The following is a 19,501-nucleotide window of genomic DNA, read 5'->3' as shown; positions in this document are numbered from 1 at the left end:
TCAATCACTTACTTACAAAGTTATTTACAATTCTATGTAAAGCTATATGTATATTTGTACATTACTTTGCATTCACGTATCAAAGCAAGCAAGTATGTACGAAAGTAAAAACGTAATTAAGTAGCTACATAGTTTGAAATTTTTTATTCGACAATGGGAGGAAAAGCGGTATTCGTTTTAAAAAACAATCTGTAAGAAGCGGCATTTTTCTCATATTTGACATTTTTTTTATTCGCTTAAAGGTCGGAATGAGCTGGTTTCGTTTCGAGTGCCATAAAAGGTCTGTGTTTAGCTTCTGCAAGGTTTTTCAAAAAAATACTACCCGCAGGACAACGGACAAGGGCTGGAGATTTTTTTGAAAACCCATCGGGCTTGACCTTGCAAGAAGCGTTAATAACACAGAAATACCTTTGCACTCGAACAACGAACCGCCATTACGTGCCTTAAGTGTTTAAAACAGGGAAAATAGGTAAGTCTTAATGACGTATTTCTATTTGTGACAAACGAATATCCTTTTCCTTATTTGTTGAAGTCTTTTTCTCTTCTAATAGCTTTCTGTAAGGCAACAAAAAAATCCATTGACACATCTCTTTTTGAAATGTTATCAATGGATTTTAATTCTAAGAAGAAATTTGTTAGTTAGCCTATCTTTAAATTCTTTAATCGTTCGGCAGCAATTTCCATATCCTTGCTAATTTTCTCATTGGTGATTTTAGCATAAATCTGGGTGGTTTTGATATTCTTATGTCCCATCATCTTGCTAACGCTTTCCAAGGGAACCCCTTCTGTTAAGAACAGAGTACCAAAGGTATGGCGTGCCCAGTGAAAGGAGATAGGTTTTTCACGAATGATGTTACAATCTTTCATCATCTTTTTAATCAGGAGGTTGCAATTAGCATTGGAGGGTGTAGGAAATAGTGCCTCTGTACGAGTCGTACCCTCATATTTTTCAATAATTTTCTCGGCTATATCCAACAGACGAACATTACAAGGCACATCGGATTTCTGACGTCGTTTGATAAGCCATTTGTTGCCGTCAAAGAATGATTGTAAGTGACTTTTTTTGAGCTGCTTAATGTCAATATACGAAAAACCTGTAAAGCAACTAAAAACAAATAGGTCTCGTACTAATTCAGCAGAAGCACTCTTAGGGTGATATTGTAAAAGAGTTTCTACTTCCTCTCTAAGCAAATAGCCTCTGTCTTTCTCCTCCATAGAGCTTATGTAATTCTTAAAGGGATTACGATAGATGATACCCTTGTCTATAGCTATTTCTACCATTTTACAAAGGGGCATCATATAAACCCATATTGTGTTGTGAGTAAGACTTTTATTGACTCTAAGGTAAAAGTCAAAATCATTAATAAAGTCTTCTGTAAGCTCTTTGAAAGAAATATCACTTCTGCGGTATTTGTACTGGATAAACTCGCTCAAATGAGTGTATACATTCTCATATTTGTTAAGAGTGCTGTAACTTCTAACACCTTTTTCTACCATCAAGGCAAAGCCTTCTTTGAAATTCTCATAGACTTTTAGCAAGGAATCTTCCATTACTCCTATGCCTAGAAAAGTAGCTTTTAGCTTCTGAGCAGTAACCACTCCCTCGTACTTCATCAACACCTCATAATGAGTAATGATACGTGAGCGAATCTCTTCCAGCTTGCGATTAAGTTGGGTAGCTTCTTCTGTTTTACCTGTTACCCTTCCGTACTTCAAATCCCATTTCTGTGGAAGGATTTCAAGTTTGGTACTAAACTGAGCTACCTGATTGTCAATGGTAATACGCCCCATAATAGCAACTTTACCGTTCTTTTTTGGGGCGTTCTTTTTAAGGTAGAACAATACCTTAAAAGTTGAGCGTTTTACTTTTTTCATACTCTAATTTTTTAATTTGCGAAAGTACTTTTTATCAAGTTACTGTACAATATGAAAAAAGGTGTAAAACACTGAAATATAACCTATTAATAAAAAATATTTTTCAGTATAGTAGGTAACGATTTAGAAACCTATTTTTGAAAAAACCTATCTAAAATATCTAAGACTCTGTCTTCTCTTATCTTCCTGTCAAAAAATTAATCCTCTTTGTATGAGCTAATTACATTATTTTTTGTAGTTTTGCTTTTTATTCGTAATTTTCATCGAAAAATAGTACATACTTACAATGCGGAAAATAAGTTTAGCGGTGAATTGGTTTATGTGCGTGATTTGTTGGTTATTAAAGACTCGTACAAATACAATAAGAAGGGACAATTGGAGGAAGAGATACTGGGAGAGGAGAAGGAGGCAAGCGAAAGGGCTATCTGTAAGCACCTCTATACGGTAGATGGGCAACCTATAGAAAATATTACTACAAATGGCAATGGGATACCAAAGGCTAAGGAGATATTTACCTACAAAGACAAACGGCTTGTGGGGATAGACTTTTACCGAAGTGGGGAAGTTACCTCAAGAGCCTCGTACCAATACGGAGATGATGGGCAGCTTGTGGGGTGTGTTTTCCAAATGGTTCCTGAGGGGTGGATATGGGATTCTAAATTTACTTATGATGAGAAAGGACACCTGAAAGAAGAGTACTTGATTATAAACGACAATAAGAATAATGGATATTTTAACAAATTTGCGCCTGATGGGCGTATGCTGGAGCATTTGACTCTTTCGTTAAACTATCTGTGCAAATATGAATATACGGATGACAAACAGGGTAATTGGGTGAAAATGATTACCTACGAGCAAGGCGTACCGGTGCTGTATGTGGAGCGAAAAATAGAGTACTTTTAATTTTTCGGGAGAAAAGTATTTGAGATTAACGAAAAATATGTATTTTTGCAGCGGCAAAATAAGGGGTGCATTTGTATGTTGCAGACTGAAGAATCCCTGAAGATAACTAACACCTAAAAATGAAACTTTTCTATTCTAAGATACTCCTATTTGGTGAGTATGGTATTATTAAGAACTCAAAGGGGTTGGCGATTCCGTACAACTTTTATAAGGGAACGCTGAAGACTCTTGCTGAGGTGGAAGCTGGCAGGGAAGAGGCGGCAAGGCAATCGAATGAGGCTTTGCGGGCTTTTGCTGGGCATTTACAGGCACTTACGGAAGAAGAGGGAAGCAGTATTAAATTTGACCTTGAGAGATTACATACTGATATTGCTGGTGGTATGTACTTTGATAGTAGTATCCCGCAGGGTTATGGTGTGGGTAGTAGTGGTGCCTTGGTGGCGGCTATTTACAGTGAATATGCTATTAACCCTATTAGCGCAATGGAAGACCTTACGCGTGAGAAACTACTACAGCTGAAGGCTATTTTTGGGAAGATGGAATCATTTTTTCACGGGACATCATCGGGGTTAGACCCTCTGAATAGTTATCTTAGCTTGCCAATACTTATTAACTCACAAGATAATATAGAGCCGACGGGTATCCCTACACAGGCGCCTAATGGGAAGGGGGCTGTATTTTTGCTAGATAGTGGTATTATAGGAGAAACGGCTCCTATGGTGCGTATTTTTATGGAACAAATGAAAAACGAGGCGTTCCAGAAGATGCTGAAAGAGGAATTTATTAAATACACTGATGCTTGTATTGATGATTTTTTGAAGGGACGCTTTAAATCGTTATTTGGGAATATTAAGAACCTATCGGGGATAGTGTTGAACCACTTTAAGCCGATGATACCGAAGGAATTTCACGCTTTGTGGAAAGAGGGTATTGATACAGGGGATTATTTTCTTAAGCTATGTGGCTCGGGCGGTGGTGGTTATATTTTGGGTTTCACTGAGGACTTGGAGAAAGCCAAGCGCAGCCTGCATAACCATAAATTAGAAGTAGTATATCAATTTTAAAACCTATATAAAGGCGTTGCGAAAGTTACGCCTTTTGTTTGTTTAAGTACAATGAGTGACAGTATTAAACACGAGTGTGGGATTGCGTTAATCCGCTTGCTCAAACCTTTGGAGTATTACAAAGAGAAATATGGTTCTGGTTTTTATGGAATCAATAAGATGTATTTGATGCTGGAGAAGCAGCATAACCGTGGACAAGATGGAGCTGGAGTAGCGAGCATTAAACTGGATATGCAACCCGGTGAGCGCTACATCAGTAGGATACGCTCCAACGAGGCACAACCGGTACAAGATATTTTTACACGTATTAACGCTCGTATTAATGAGGGATTTAAAGCAAACCCTGCACTAAAAGACGATGTTGCTCTGCAAAAGAAAGAGTTGCCCTACATTGGTGAAGTACTGATGGGACATGTACGCTATGGCACTTTTGGCAAGAATAGCATTGAAAATGTGCATCCTTTTTTGCGTGAAAATAACTGGATGTACCGCAACCTGATTATGGCAGGTAACTTTAATATGACTAATGTGAATGAGCTGTTCCAAAACCTTGTAAGGCTGGGACAACACCCCAAAGACAAGACTGATACAGTAATTGTTATGGAGGGAATTGGTCATTTTTTGGATGATGAAGTAGAAGAACTGTACCGCAAGCTGAAAGAAGAAGGATATAGCAAGAAAGATGCTTCGCCTTTTATTGCAGAGCGATTGGATATTGAACGTATTTTAAAACGAGCTTCTAAATATTGGGATGGTGGTTACGCTATGGAAGGGATGATAGGCAATGGCGATGCCTTTGTACTGAGAGATCCAGCAGGGATACGCCCAGCGTTTTACTATCAGGATGAGGAAGTGGTGGTAGTGGCATCGGAAAGACCAGCTATACAGACTGTTTTCAATGTGAAATATGAAGCTGTACAAGAGTTGCCACCAGGTAATGCTATCATCATTAAAAAGAATGGAGAGATAGCTATTAAGGAAATACTGCCTGCTACAGTACGCAAAGCGTGTTCTTTTGAACGGATATACTTTTCGCGTGGTAGCGACCAAGATATTTATAAGGAACGCAAAACATTAGGCAAACTATTGTACCCACGAGTAGCTGAAGCTATAAACCACAACCTAAAAGATACTGTTTTTGCTTATATACCGAATACAGCTGAGACCTCGTATTTGGGATTGGTAGAAGAGGCTGAACACCAACTGAACTTACAGAAGGTAAAGCAGCTAGAGAAGGCTGATAAGAGTGATTTTCAAGCAATTCTATCACAGAAAGTACGTACTGAAAAGGTAGCTATTAAGGATGTGAAATTACGTACCTTTATTACAGAAGATAGTAGCCGTGATGATTTGGTGGCTCACGTTTATGACATTACTTATGGCTCGGTACAGAAAGGTGATAATTTAGTGATTATTGATGATAGTATAGTACGCGGGACTACCCTTAAGAAGAGTATCCTAAGCATATTAGGGCGATTAGAGCCTAAGAAGATAGTGATTGTATCATCGGCACCACAAATACGTTATCCTGACTGCTATGGCATTGATATGGCTCGGTTGGAGGATTTGGTGGCTTTTCAGGCGGCTTTGGCACTACATAAGGAGCGTGGCACTTATAATATTGTGGAAGAGGTATACCATAAGTGCTTGACTCAGGTATCCCTAAGTGACGATAAAGTGGTAAATTACGTGAAAGAGGTATATGCGCCTTTTAGTGATGAAGAGATTTCGGGCAAAATACGTGACTTGCTACTGCCTAAGGATTTTGCTTCGGAAGTGGTGGTTATTTTTCAAACAGTAGATAACTTACATAAGGCTTGCCCTGAAAATCTTGGTGATTGGTACTTTACTGGTGATTATCCTACTGCTGGTGGGAACCGTGTGGTAAATAGGGCGTTTATTAACTTTTATGAAGGAAATAAAGAAAGGGCGTATTAATATAATTTGACAAATAAAAAAAGAGCTGTTCCTATAAGGACAGCTCTTTTTTTATGCGTTGTAGTGCTTCGGCTACATCACTATGGGTTACTGTTTTATCTTTAAAATAAGTGGTTAGAAGTTGTTTTTCATGCTCGGTAGCACCGAGCTGGTTAAAGATGTTATTGAGGTGCATTTTCATGTGTCCTTTTTGAATACCCAAGCTAATAAGTGAGCTTACTGCAGAGAAGTTCTGTGCAAGACCTACACTAGCTACTATCTGCATTAGTTCACGAGCATTGGGATTTTCAAGGATCTGGAGGGCTGTTTTGGCTAATGGGTGTAATGATGTAAGTCCGCCGACAGTACCGAGTGCTAAGGGCAACTGAAGACTGAAATGGAAAGTGTTATTTTCGATTGAAGCTGTGGATAGGCTTCTGTATTGTCCTGAGCGTGCTGCATAGGCATGAGCTCCTGCCTCGATGGCGCGGAAATCATTACCTGTGGCAAGAATTACTGAGTCGATACCATTCATTATGCCTTTATTATGGGTAGTAGCGCGATATACATCGGCATTGGCGATAGAGAGAGCTTGCACAAACTTTTTAGCGGCTATTTCGCCTTGGAGGTTGCTTATTTGCAGATCGGCTATAGGGCATTGTACTTCGACCTTTACTAAGCAATTAGGTACGTAGTTGGAGAGGATGGACATTACAATTTCATATTGCCCTTGGATGGTTGCATCTTGTTCGGCTTGTTCCTTAAAGGTATTGGCAAAAGATTCTAAACAAGAGTTAATAAAGTTTGCTCCCATAGCATCTAATGTTTCAAAAGTAGCTGAGAGCTGGTAATAATGCTGTAAGGTATTGGTTTTATCAACTAAAGTGAGGGAGGCGATGCCTCCGCCTCGTTTTTGCATATTAGCAGTGATGGGTTGGGCTTGGGTGAGCATCAGTGGTTGGATACGGTTAAAAAAGGCTTCTAAATGGGTTTTATTGCCATAATAGAAGAAGTGCACGTGTCCTGTTTTTTCCGTAGAGAGTACTTGGGCCTTGAAGCCTCCTCTGCTTTGCCAGAATTTGGCTGCCCTACTGGCAGCTGCTACTACAGAACTTTCTTCAACAACCATAGGTACGGTGTAGGTATGCCCATTGATAAGAAAGTTGGGGGCTATGGCAAAAGGTAGGTAGTAGTTGGAGATAGTATTTTCTATAAACTCATCATGGAGTTTTTGGAGGGCTGTATCGGTGTTATGGTATTTTTCAAAGAATGTATGGGCATTTTGGTTATCTGGAAAATAGGTATTGCAAAGCCATTCTATTTTTTGGGCTTTGGTTAGTTTAGAAAAACCGTTGATTTGTTTCATAGATTTGTTATTTTTTAGCTCATCTATTTGTGATAGATAGTTTATAGAGGGCAAAGATACTAATTAATTTATTATACACAAAAAAAGACCTAAATCGTAATATCCTAATATATAAAAAAAATATAATTCAGCACCCCAGCACCCCTTTACACACCTTCATTCTTTCAGCTACATCGCCTTTTAAAATAGTGTAAGGTATCCCGTACAAATCAAGCTTATCCCGAAAAAAAATAAAAACAGACTCACGTTCAGTAGGCTTATCACGAAGATCATCAGCCTCCCAAGGAACATCAGTATAAGTAAGAAAAATATGATGATAATGATGTGAAAGAGCCGCTCGTTCAAGAAGTGGGTCGCAGCTCCCGTAATAAAGATAAGAATAAATAACCAATTCTATCAAGCAAGTATCACAAAACAGATAACGTTTAGCTCTCAAAGCCAACTCATTTTCCAATTCCACTTGCCCCATAGCTATAGGTAGCAGGTCATCAGGCGTACAAGTCAACCCCTGTTCATCCCACTTTTTTTGCAGATAAGTGCGCATATACTCCTCCACCCACAGCGTATTGTACTGTGCAGCAAGAGCCTTGCTAAGAGTCGTCTTCCCCGTACATTCGGGCCCCACAAAAGCTATGCGTAGGGCTCTGCTGGCGTATTGCGTAAGTTGCGCTTCCATTCTAAATAGCCCATAATGGCAATAATAGTAAATAATAAATACTGAAAAGAAGTAAAAAGCATCCCTTTCTTAAGGTACAAAGGCACCGAAACCAAGTCTCCTACAATCCAAAACAACCAGTTCTCTATCTTGCGCTTTGCCATCAGCCACATCCCCACAAGGAAGATAGCCGTTGTGAATATATCCACATATTCCGTAGCTAAGAAATTACCAAACCCCAAGCTCACTCCTTCCATCGAAAAGCCATTCCTAATATAAGGCTTCAAATAATACACCCCTGTAACAAAAAGCAGACTAAAAGCCCCCAGCCCCGCACTCACTTGCCAATCTCGTGTCGTAGTACGTGAAATAGTAATCACATTATTATGTGCACTCTTAGCCCACAGCACCCAGCCATAAACACTCATTATCGTGTAATAAGCATTAATAAGCATATCCCCCCATAACACATAGTGCCACAATAAATACACAAACAGCACCGTGCTTATAATCCCCGTAGGATACACCCATATATTACCTTTCTTGGCAAACCATACACTCAAAAAACCAAAAAGCACACCTATAATCTCAATAATTACCAAATGCGCCTCAACACCATCATACTGGGCAAAGAAAACTCTTAACAAATCCATCACCTACCCCTATCTAAAAAAATGGCACATAGTCATGTCGGTCCGATTTTACAATCTTCACATACATCAACCCTCGTTCCACCAGCTCCAACGCTTCCTCTATCTCGGTAGTAAGCACACCCATCACCTTAGCATAATCCCCATACACCTGCGTGCTAAGCGGATTTTCTTGCACTATAAGCCCCGATGCCCGCAGCTTCTGAATAAAACGAATTATAGGCTGCTCAAAATCATCCTGTAGCGGACTAAACGTAAGTTCTACTGATATTTTCATTATTCCAGTTGTTAATTATTATGTTCCAAAATCAAGCCAATTCACAGCTTTTTTTACCAATTATTACAAAAACAAAAAAGCCTTAATTCAGCAGTGAATTAAGGCCTTTCAGTGCGGGTGAAGGGACTCGAACCCCCACGCCGTGAAGCACTAGATCCTAAGTCTAGCGTGTCTACCAATTTCACCACACCCGCAAGATGATGAACTCTCTCTTGATTGACGGTGCAAAGGTACAACAAATTTTATAACCTGCAAATTTTTTAATAACTTTTTTACAAAATATTTCCTAAAACTCCCCTAAATAACTGATTTACTGATACCTCTTCTCACCCCTACCCTACTTCTTATCCAGCTTCAGTATACCACCACTAAGCGCAAACTCCATAGCCTTTTGCGCCGAAAATCCCTCCGCCTCCTTCACATTCACAGCAGAGGTAACTATCACCCACCCCGAAATAGCATACGAATGAGGTAAATACACACTTACCATATCCGGCAAATTAGCAAAGTCCATATCCCCCTGTGTCAAAAACCCAATACGCCACGTCTCTGGCGCCTCATTCACCTTTACCCACACCGGATTAGTAAACTTCCGCTTATCACCCACAAACGAAGCCATCATATCCCTAATCGACGAATACAAAGTCTTCACACCAGGAATATGCTCCAATAAGTAATCCATCAAATCAACCAACAGCTTCCCCAGTACCAGCCTGCTTCCCACAAAGCCAATAACCGTAGTCCCCACCAGCACCACCACAAACACCAATCCAGGATACCTGCCCGAAATATCAGGCACAAGATTATCAACACTCTTAAAAATAGACCATATAATCCACACAGTAGCACTCAGCGGCCCCACCATCAAGATACCTTGAAAAAAGTACTTTACAAAAGTACGCAAATAATTCCTTTTCATCCCTTAAGTATAATTCAAAGTGCAAAGATAAAAATAAATTGCATAACAGCCAACTCCCCACCCCACACCTACACCACCCCCACACCTACACCCAAAATTAAAAAATCCTCATCTATTTTCCATTTTCATTGCCAATATCTCAAAATCACCTCCCCCCACTCTATCCCCTATCCCCCAACTCCTCTCCCCTAATAATCAGTCCCTTCCACCCCACCCTCTTATTTCTTATTTCTTATCTTTTACCTACTTTAAACGAACCTATAACGAAGGATAAACGAACTCTAAACGAAGGATAACCGTTACACCACTGATAATCAACCACATTCACACCCCACCCTCCCATTGCCAAATCCGCAACAAAATCCCCCCAACCCCCCATTTTTCTCATTTCCCTCTCCCCTCCCCTATCTCCTATCCCCTATCTCCTACCTAAAAAAAGGGCTGCTAAGCCTTACGCCTAGCAGCCCTTCTCGTTAATTATTACCTATTCCTACTCCCCTACCGACCATATAGTATAGCTATTAGCCGGCACCTTCAAAGTAACCTGTCCATTCCCATCAGTAGCAAAACGCTCTACAGAGTTACCAGTATAATCTATTAAAGTTTTCCCTTTAAAATGCGTAGTAATAGTCCGCTCAGCAGCAGCATTGCTATTGTTCAAAAACAACACCAACCCAGGACTCTTAGCATCCCCCAATCTCGAAGCCACATATTCAGTGTTCGAAGCCAAATGAAATTTCTCTTCCCCCACAGCCAAACTACGGTTAATAAGCATTAACCTTTGTATTTTAGCCTTGTTAGCCGTATTTTCATAATCAGTGTAGAAAATACAAGGATAACCACTATGCGTAAGAATATAAGCATAAGCCATTAGCTTCTTATCCTTAGCAATTGTATTATTGGGGTGAACATCACTCCTGTCATCCAAATCATGACTACCCACAAAAGTAACAGCCTTTTCAGGGCGCAAAGTGCGCAACATAGGATACTGATTGCTCATCAAATGATGCATATCCTTTTGGCTATCCAAAGCCTTTTCTATAGCATAATAACAAGCAAAATCAAAAGCCGAAATACCAGCCGCATCTACCCATTTTTTAAGCGTCTCAGCATTGCCATCCCAAAGCTCACCTACCCCAAAACCACCTACAGATTGCATCCAGTCTCTAATCACCCAGCTACCAAAACCCTTTACATAGTCAAAACGCCAGCCGTCAAACTTCATAGTATTCTTGTAGTATTTAGCCACCGATTCTTCATTCTTCCACAGCCACCCTTGCACATAAGGCACTTTATGAGCAAGATCTAAAAAGAATTCTCCCCCCTCATCCGATGCCTCAGTAGCATTAGGGTGAAAATGCTCATAATTACGATTGAACTTCTCCGAAGCATTCCCATGTGTTTTATCAAATAAGGTTTTAGTTTTCTCATTATTTTTATAAGGATTTACCTCCTCACCACCTCCATTACAATGGTTGATAACAATATCAGCTATCACCTCCAGCCCCTCCTGATGAGCCTTAGCAATAAGAGCCTCAAGTTCAGCACGTGAGCCAAACCGAGTCTTCACAGTACCATGCTGGTCATACTCACCAAAATCAAAATAGTCCGAAGGGTCATACCCCATCGAGTATCCCCCCGAAGCTCCTTTGCTAGCAGGCGGTAGCCAAATACGGTCTACCCCATTCGCCTTCCAGTCACTAAGTTTAGGGGTAATAGTATTCCACCACTGTTGCCTCGGTTCCACATCCCAATAAAAGGTCTGCATCATTACCCTATTCCCATTGTCTATCTTTGTAAGATCCATAGGATTCACATTCTGAACCACAGGCTCATTATTTTCCTTCTTTGTGCAGGAAATAGCTAAAATCCCTGCCAATAGTATACTGTAATATTTCATATTTTTCAGTTTAAAAACAATAAAAAAAAGGCTGTCCAAGCTTTTACTTGAACAGCCTTTAAGTATAAGATTACAATTTCTCTATCTTGTAAGTCCCCTTGTTATTAGCATCAAATGAGAAAGACACATTGTAAGTTCCAGCAGGTAATTGAATGTTATTACCACCAGTTTTTACATCTCCTTCCAAAGCCTTAGCAGGATTATCAGTACTATCAGCACCAAAGTTAGTTCCCCAATCACTATTTAAGCGGAATTTAATACTACCCGCTTCTGTAAGAGTCACATTCTTCGCTACCCAAGAAGCAGTACTTCCCTCATAGCTCATCTTAGTATCAGGAGTTTTTCCCCAAGTATTCAAGTCACCCACTACACCCCATGAATAAGTCTCAATAGTATAAGTATTTTTACTTAGGTCGATAGTGATTTTGTAAGTACCTGCTGCTACAGCTATATTAGCTCCACCTGATGAGAGTTTACCGTTAGAACCACCAAGGTTTACACCCCAATCATTGTTCTTTCTAAACTTTATTTCCCCAGCAGACAAAGTAGCATAAGCTACTAAATTGCCATCAGCAGCATTCCACATTTTAATATCAGGACCATTCCAAGCATTAGGAGTAGCACTACCTACCACACCCCACTCACTTGGTTTAATTTCATCAAAGTAAGGAGTTACAGTAAGGCTTTTTTCCGATGATACAATACTACGTTGGTCACTAAGGGCTGCCTTTACAGCTACAGTAACATTAGTTGCCACTCCTGTTTTAAGACCTAACCCTACTAAATATTCATTTAACTCTTTATGAGTAAGCGTTAAAGGAGATTTATCAGCCGAAAGTAATTTCTTCTTCCCAGCTGCATTAGCTATCTCTACCGTATATTTAGGAGCTACATTTACCCCAAAATCCTTTTCTTCCCAATTTACAGTAAGGGCAGTAGTGTTTGTTTGGGTTTTATCAAGCACCAAGGCACTAGCCGATAGATTTGATTCTACACGGGCATTAGCATTCATCACCACCTTCTCTTCATCTTTTTCACAAGCTACAAGTAAGGCAACACCCGAACACAAAAGTATAGTTTTTAGTATATTTTTCATAGTCATCTTTTTTTAGTATCCTGTATTTTGTCTAAGGTTTTCATTCGCAGTAAGGGCATCACTTGGTATAGGATACAAATTCCTATAATCAGGAACCGCTACCCCCGATGCTGCACCCCCTTTAACAGACCACAGATAATCAGCAGTAGTGAATTTTTTGTAACGTACAAGGTCTGTACGGCGTAAGCCTTCCCAGTACAATTCACGAGCACGCTCATCCAAGATAAAGTCTAAAGTAAGGTCGCTTTCAGCTATATTGCCCGAAGCATTACCATAAGCACGAGCGCGTAACTGGTTAATATAACCTAAGGCAGTAGGTTTATCACCTCCTTGTCCACCACGTAACACAGCTTCAGCATAAGTAAGATACACCTCTGCCAAACGGATAAGAGGTAAGTCAGTATCAGGAAAATCTTTACCAGGATCTTTACCTACAACTCCAGCCGAAGTCACATTTCTGAACTTAGTAATAGCATAACCACCTTTTGTGAAGTCTTTTACATAATCAGTACTTTCAAAAGTTTGCCCATCAGTATGGAACATAGCACGCTTATCTTTCCAAGCAGTAGGCTCATTGTTTCCATTCCGTGCCGAAACTTCAAATTTATTAACAAATTCTTTAGTAGTAGTAATACCACCCCAGCCTCCATTAATACCTAGCTCCGATGCGTTCATCTTACCACCAGTACCTCCATGCATAATGAAAGCAGGACCTCCATAAGTCTTAGTATTAAGTCCATCAAAACTTGCTACAAAAATAAACTCGTTTTGCGCTCCGTTAGTATCATTATCAGCAAGGAACAAATCATCATAAGCAGTACCATTACTATTCTTATCAGTAGTATGTAAGCTGTACGATGAAGCTATTACCTTTTTAGCATAAGTAACACATTCGGTATACTTCTTAACTCCTATATATTGCTCAGCATTAAGGTATAAGCGGGCAAGTAATGCTTGGGCTGCTACTTGGTCTACACGTCCATATTCATTAGTACGTGCCGATTTTAATACCGTTTCAAGTTCTTTTAATTCTGTCTCTACAAAACTAAAAAGCTCTGCACGTGTATTTTGAGCAGGTTTCAAATCCGCTTTTGATGAGGTTACCAAAGGCGCATTACCAAAGGCATCTATTACATTGTAATAAGCATAAGCACGGATAAAACGAGCTTCAGCTATATAATACTTCACCTCCTCATCAGTAGCCAGTGCTTGCGCATTATCAATAAATGAGTTAGCAAAAGCTATTTGCTGTCCCAAGCGGTTGTAATAAGCATTAGTAAAAGTGTTAGAAGGTGTCCAGCTCATATTATGAAAGTCTGGCACTCCAGCATCACTCCAGCGTATAAGGGCTTCATCTGTACTGGCTTCTTGTAAGTAAAACTGTACCCGAGTAAATCCAGTAGAACCCTCATCTGCTCCTGCTATATCACCATCTCCCGCAGGCCCTTTTTGTCCCGTTAGTGACAAAGAAGCGTATATCTTAGCCAAGGCACTTCTTGCTTCAGTTGCATTTCTAAATACATCTTTCTCTGTAAAGCTATCTGGGTCTATAGGTTCTTGATCTAAGTCCTTCAAGCAAGCAGTAAGCGAGAGTGCTAAGGTAAGTCCTAAAATACTATGTTTTATATATTTTTTCATACTTTGCTACAATTAAAAGTTAATATTAAGCCCTACTAAGTAGGTTTGCGGACGTGGATAAAAGTTATTATCTATACCTCCAAATACTTCAGGGTCTAAACCACTGTATTTAGTAAGTGTCCATACATTTTGTACTGTAGCGTACAAACGGATATACCTTTTATCTGTATTAGGGAATGTATAACCTAAAGTAATGTTATCCAACTTAAAGAAAGAAGCATTTTCTACATAGTAGTCGCTATTCCACGCTTGGTCATTGTGGCGTATAAAGTTACTATCAGCGTGGTTAGCCTTAATATTGCGTAAGAAACCACTGTTAGAAGTAATTTCACTTAATTGGTCTAAACGTGACTGACTGTTGTTATACACATAATTACCTATATTAGCACGGGTAGTAATGTTCAAATCCCAGTTTTTATAAGTAAGGTCTGTACCAAAGCCCATAGTCACAGGTGCAAAAGGTGATTTGTACAAGTAGCGGTCTCCTTCATCAATTTTACCATTACCATTTCTATCTACGAATGTATTTTCAATAGGTTTGCCTTGTGTATCATACACTTGTTGGTATACAAAGAAAGAGTAAGGAGTTTCTCCTTGGCGGTGTAATTGTACACGGTTGTTAGTACCTCCTTCTATACCACCAGTAGGTTGGTCATCAGGCATACGGGTAATTTTATTATCGTTATAAGCTATATTGTAGTTCAAACTCCAACGGATATTCTTTTCCGTATCTCGTACAGGTATTACACTTAAGCCAAACTCTACCCCTTTGTTTTCCATATCACCCACATTCGCATTTACGCGGTTTTTAAAGTTGGTGAAAGGGTCAATAGTTGTTTCTGCTATAAGGTCTTTAGTAACTTTCCTGTACACATCAAGAGTACCAGTCAAACGATTTTGCCAGAAACCAAAGTCAATACCAGCATTCAAAGTATTACCTACCTCCCAACGAAGTTTTTTGTTAGTTACCCCTGGGCGATAAGTTTGATAAAATGCATTGCCAAATTGGTAAGAAGCTCCATCTTGGCTACGAGTGTAATTGGTAAGGAATAAGTAATCTCCCAATCCATTTACGTTACCTACTTCACCATAACCAAAACGCAATTTAAATTCGCTTATCTTCTCATTCTCTTTTAAGAATGATTCATTCTTCACATTCCAAGCCAACGCTACTGATGGGAAATAACCCCAACGGTCATCCGGATTTAATTTTGATGAAGCATCAGCACGAAGGGTAGCTGTAAACATATAACGCTCATCATAGCTATAGTTAGCACGTCCAAAGAATGACATTAGCACGTTTCTACTCTTATTAATAGTAGGAATAGTCTTGTTATCTCCTGGGTTCACAAAATAACTGTAATCAGTGGAGTTATCATCAAATTCAAATGATTGATATGAGTGTCCTACCATCAAGCCCACATTGTGCTTTTCTTTAATATCTTTAGTGTAGTTCACATAAGCATCAAATAATTTGTTGGTAGCTTTATTAGTGTAAGTAGTTCTTGCTCCGTCAAATCCTGGAGTAGGAGTAGGCATACGTCTATCTGTAATTTTATCTCCTTCTCCTTTACTGTGGTCAATACCAAAGTTCACACTTGCTGTAATATCTTTAAAGAAAGGCAAAGTGTAATCAACTTTAGCATTTCCTATAAAGCGATATACTTTTGAAGTGTCGTTGGTAAAAGCAAGCAATGCCATAGGGTTGTTAGGTGCTAAGTTATAACGATTTGTTGTAATAGGATCTACCCAAGTATGGTAGTTACCGTATTTAGCAGGACCTCCAAATACCGATTGGGTAGGGTCATAACCTACTGATGTACCTATAGCCTCTTTATTAGCAAAACGGTTTTGCATATAAGTACCATTAGCATTAAGTTCCAACTTCAATGAGTTATCAAAAAAGCGAGGAGTTAAGCTTATCTTAGCATTAGTACGTTTGAAGTTATCGGTACGTAACACCCCATCAGCGTATGAGTGCCCTACTGATACACGATAAGGCAAACTCTTATAAGCTCCCGAAAGCACCAAAGTACTATTGCTCATTGGGGCTGTTTGGTATATTTCTTTTTGCCAATTAGTATCAGCTGTACCCAAAAGAGCGGTAGCTTCAGCATTGTTAAGCCCTTTTACAGTTTCACGAAACTGCTCTGCGTTCATTACATTTACGTACTTATTCACATCTTGAATAGCCATACTAGTATTGAAACTGATTTTCAAAGGTTGGTTAGCTTTACCTTTTTTAGTAGTAATCATAACCACACCATTAGCAGCACGTGAACCAAAAATAGCGGTAGATGAAGCGTCTTTTAGTACAGTCATACTCTCAATATCTTCAGGGTTGATTGAGTTGAATATACTACGTGATCCTCCTACTCCTCCATCATTCATCGGGATTCCATCCACTACAATAAGAGGGTTAGAAGTCAATGACAATGATCCATTACCACGAATACGGATTGTTTGCCCTTCACCAGGAGCACCTCCAGCCGAACTCATTTGCACCCCAGCTACTTTACCTTGTAATAACTGGTCTGCATTTACAGCTGGCGCTTTATTAAACTCCTTATCAGTTACCATATTTACCGATCCAGTTAGGTCTTTCTTCCTAGCCGAACCATACCCAATAGCCACTACCTCTACAGCATCTAGCATCTGTACCTCTTCCTGTAAGGTAACGTTCAATGTATTACCTGTTACTTTCACCTCGTGGGTTTTGTAACCTATTGCCGAGAACACAAGGGTAGCTCCCTTATCAACATTTAGCTGATAGTTCCCATCTAAATCGGTAGCAGTACCGTGGTTAGTCCCTTTTACTAACACACTCACCTCCATAAGCGGCTGCCCTGCTCCATCCTTTACATTCCCTTTTAAAGGAATCTGTTGTGCATAGCCATAGCTCACGCACAAAAAGAATACTACTGCATAAAGTAGTTTGTGAATTTTTACTTTCATATATAATTAATTTGAAATTTTGAGAATTAGCAAAATCTTATATCTCTCATCTGCTCATTTGCTAATTTCCTAATTTGCTAATTTCCTAATTTTTATAGCGTACCCTCCACCATTAGCGGCTTTAAGTTTCAATTTAGTCTTAGCATTCACTTTTTGTTTAGTAATAGTATATGCTTTAGGATTCTTCTTCCAATCAGCATTCTTAGCATCAGCATAAATGGTAGCTTCATACTGCTTGCCTTTATCCAAGAAATCTAAGCTAAGTACCGAGTTGTGTCCTCCTTCATGAGCAGTACAACCTACATACCAGTCTTCACTATGTTTGTCTTTACGTGCAATAGTGATATAACGTCCTGGTTCTGCTTCTAAGTACACACTCTTTTGCCAGTCCACAGGTACATCTTTAATAAATTGGAAGGCATCCATAAACTTCTCATAGTTCTCTGGTAAGTCTGCTGCCATTTGTAGCGGACTGTACATTGTCACATACAAGGCTAATTGGCGTGCCAAAGTAGTGCGTATCTGGTTGTTGTTATTAGGGTTCACATACTTCATTTCTGTCTCAAAGATACCAGGAGTATAGTCCATAGGCCCTCCTTGCAAGCGTGTAAAAGGCAAAATAGTTGTATGGAACACCTTATTACCTCCAAAAGCCTCATACTCTGTTCCCCTTGCCGATTCATTTCCTATCATATTAGGATAAGTACGACAGATACCAGTAGGGCGTACAGCCTCGTGTGCATTTACCATAATCTTATGCTTAGCAGCTTCTTTTATCGCATATAAGTAGTGGTTAATAGTCGATTGGCTGTAGTGATGTTCTCCTACAGGCAATATATCTCCCACATACCCACTCTTAACCGAGTTATATCCATATTTGTTCATTAGCTCATAAGCCGCTGTCAAATGGCGCTCATAGTTACGTGTCGAGCCCGATGTTTCGTGGTGCATCATAAGTTTCACCCCTTTACTATGCGCATACTCATTAAGCGCTTTAATATCAAAATCAGGATAAGGAGTTACAAAGTCAAACACATAGTCTTTTTTATGACCAAACCAGTCTTCCCAACCTGTGTTCCATCCCTCTACTAGCACTTGGTCAAAACCGTGTTGCGCAGCAAAATCAATATACCTACGTACCTTCTCATTATTAGCTGCGTGGGTACCATTAGGTTTGGTTTTACTGTAATCCACAGTATTAAGGTCTATAGTAGGCAAGTCATTGGTATAGCTCCATGAGCTCTTTCCTGTAATCATTTCCCACCATACGCCTATGTACTTCACCGGTTTAATCCATGAAGTATCTGCTATAGCACAAGGGTCATTTAAGTTAAGTATAAGGCGTGAAGCAAGTATTTGGCGCGCATCATCACTTACCATCACAGTACGCCAAGGACTATGGCAAGGCGCCATTAAGTAACCTTTAGCCCCTTGCGCATCTGGAGTCAGATGTGACTGGAACACAAAGTTCTTATCATCCAAATCCAAGTTCATAAGTGAGTAGTCTATAAGCGCCGCCTCATGCAAATTGATATACAATCCATCTGCCGTTTTCATCATCAAAGAGGTCTGTACCCCTGTTGGCGAAAATGCGTATTGCGACACATTCTCCGTAACAGCTTCCTTCATCAGCCCTCTTATTTCCGATAGCTTGCTCTCCATATAGTCGTATTCCTGAGTGTCATAATCACCCGGAATCCACCAAGCCGTATGGTCTCCTGCCATCGCAAATTGCGTAAGCTCTTCTTCCACTACAAAATAAGTAAGTTCTTTTTGCGAAGGAAATTCATAACGAAAACCAACCCCCTCATCATATACCCTAAAACGTATATTCATCAGGCGGTTAGTACCTTCTTGTCTAAGCGAAACCAACAACTCATTATAGTGGTTCAAAATCTCCGATTCCTCTCCCCATACTGGTCTCCATGTTTCCTTGAAGGTCGATTTTTGTTCTCCTATTACTCTAAAGTTCTTGGTTAGTGGTTCGTTCACTGTGGTAGTAGGCTCTGCCTTTTTAAGGCTAAAGCCCAAAGTACTCTCTTTCACCACGGGCTTGTTTTTATAAGTAACCTTATAAGCAGGGGTTCCCTCTGCCGTCAGTGAAAACGTGAGTACTACATTGCCATTAGGCGAGCTCTGCTGTTGCGCCACAGCTACCGAAGCCGCCATTAAGCTCATTAACAAAATTATTCTTCTCATCGTTTTTAATTATTTTATTATCTATTAAGGGGGGTCAAAGATACAAAAAAAATTAATACTTCCAATTTTTTTAAAACATTTTTTTTA

Annotated in this window: 14 protein-coding genes and 1 tRNA gene; 3 read left to right on the top strand and 12 right to left on the bottom strand. The window is 39.7% G+C overall.

The annotated features are described in order from the left end of the window. Positions 1-639: 639 nt before the first annotated feature. Complete coding sequence (locus C4H12_RS12180; protein WP_106098548.1) at positions 640-1,875, bottom strand: site-specific integrase; 1,236 nt, start codon at positions 1,873-1,875, stop codon at positions 640-642. 207 nt (positions 1,876-2,082) lie between these two features. On the opposite strand from C4H12_RS12180, the gene C4H12_RS12175 reads away from it, so the two are divergent. The 3 genes from C4H12_RS12175 to C4H12_RS12165 all read left to right on the top strand — a co-directional run bounded on the left by C4H12_RS12175 (position 2,083) and on the right by C4H12_RS12165 (position 5,780). After that, the gene (locus C4H12_RS12175; protein ID WP_129588236.1) at positions 2,083-2,778 is read left to right on the top strand and encodes a hypothetical protein; all 696 of its coding nucleotides are present in this window, start codon (positions 2,083-2,085) and stop codon (positions 2,776-2,778) included. 119 nt (positions 2,779-2,897) lie between these two features. Then, positions 2,898-3,842 (top strand): mevalonate kinase, encoded by a 945-nt coding sequence (locus C4H12_RS12170; RefSeq protein ID WP_106099150.1) that lies wholly within the window; start codon positions 2,898-2,900, stop codon positions 3,840-3,842. 51 nt (positions 3,843-3,893) lie between these two features. Further along, positions 3,894-5,780, top strand: coding sequence for an amidophosphoribosyltransferase (locus tag C4H12_RS12165; protein ID WP_106099149.1), 1,887 nt, complete (start codon positions 3,894-3,896; stop codon positions 5,778-5,780). A gap of 31 nt (positions 5,781-5,811) precedes the next feature. On the opposite strand, the gene C4H12_RS12160 is transcribed toward C4H12_RS12165, so the two are convergent. From C4H12_RS12160 to C4H12_RS12110, 11 genes are all read right to left on the bottom strand, one after another. Continuing rightward, the gene (locus C4H12_RS12160; protein ID WP_106099148.1) at positions 5,812-7,125 is read right to left on the bottom strand and encodes a hydroxymethylglutaryl-CoA reductase, degradative; all 1,314 of its coding nucleotides are present in this window, start codon (positions 7,123-7,125) and stop codon (positions 5,812-5,814) included. Between the two features lie 127 nt (positions 7,126-7,252). Next, positions 7,253-7,801, bottom strand: coding sequence for an AAA family ATPase (locus C4H12_RS12155; protein WP_106099147.1), 549 nt, complete (start codon positions 7,799-7,801; stop codon positions 7,253-7,255). Continuing rightward, positions 7,756-8,433 (bottom strand): nicotinamide riboside transporter PnuC, encoded by a 678-nt coding sequence (gene pnuC / locus C4H12_RS12150; RefSeq protein WP_106099146.1) that lies wholly within the window; start codon positions 8,431-8,433, stop codon positions 7,756-7,758. The genes C4H12_RS12155 and pnuC overlap by 46 nt, the downstream gene beginning before the upstream one ends. Positions 8,434-8,446: 13 nt before the next feature. After that, on the bottom strand, positions 8,447-8,707 hold the full coding sequence (locus tag C4H12_RS12145) for a thiamine-binding protein (protein WP_106099145.1): 261 nt from the start codon (positions 8,705-8,707) through the stop codon (positions 8,447-8,449). A gap of 112 nt (positions 8,708-8,819) precedes the next feature. Then, a tRNA-Leu gene (locus C4H12_RS12140) sits at positions 8,820-8,901 on the bottom strand. Between the two features lie 143 nt (positions 8,902-9,044). Then, positions 9,045-9,626 (bottom strand): DUF502 domain-containing protein, encoded by a 582-nt coding sequence (locus C4H12_RS12135; RefSeq protein ID WP_106099144.1) that lies wholly within the window; start codon positions 9,624-9,626, stop codon positions 9,045-9,047. A gap of 490 nt (positions 9,627-10,116) precedes the next feature. Beyond that, entirely contained in the window at positions 10,117-11,526 is a 1,410-nt protein-coding gene (locus C4H12_RS12130; protein WP_106099143.1) for an alpha-amylase, read from the bottom strand. A gap of 70 nt (positions 11,527-11,596) precedes the next feature. After that, entirely contained in the window at positions 11,597-12,622 is a 1,026-nt protein-coding gene (locus C4H12_RS12125; RefSeq protein WP_106099493.1) for a SusE domain-containing protein, read from the bottom strand. Between the two features lie 12 nt (positions 12,623-12,634). Beyond that, on the bottom strand, positions 12,635-14,260 hold the full coding sequence (locus tag C4H12_RS12120; protein WP_106099142.1) for a RagB/SusD family nutrient uptake outer membrane protein: 1,626 nt from the start codon (positions 14,258-14,260) through the stop codon (positions 12,635-12,637). Positions 14,261-14,272: 12 nt separating this feature from the next. Continuing rightward, positions 14,273-17,215, bottom strand: a complete 2,943-nt coding sequence (locus C4H12_RS12115) for a TonB-dependent receptor (protein WP_106099141.1) — start codon at positions 17,213-17,215, stop codon at positions 14,273-14,275. Positions 17,216-17,284: 69 nt separating this feature from the next. After that, positions 17,285-19,414 (bottom strand): glycoside hydrolase family 97 protein, encoded by a 2,130-nt coding sequence (locus C4H12_RS12110; protein WP_106099140.1) that lies wholly within the window; start codon positions 19,412-19,414, stop codon positions 17,285-17,287. Between the last annotated feature and the right edge of the window lie 87 nt (positions 19,415-19,501).

It is taken from the genome of Capnocytophaga sp. oral taxon 878 (assembly GCF_002999135.1).
Classification (GTDB): domain Bacteria; phylum Bacteroidota; class Bacteroidia; order Flavobacteriales; family Flavobacteriaceae; genus Capnocytophaga.
Note: the sequence above shows the minus strand (reverse complement) of the source record. Positions and strands in the feature narration are given on the sequence as shown.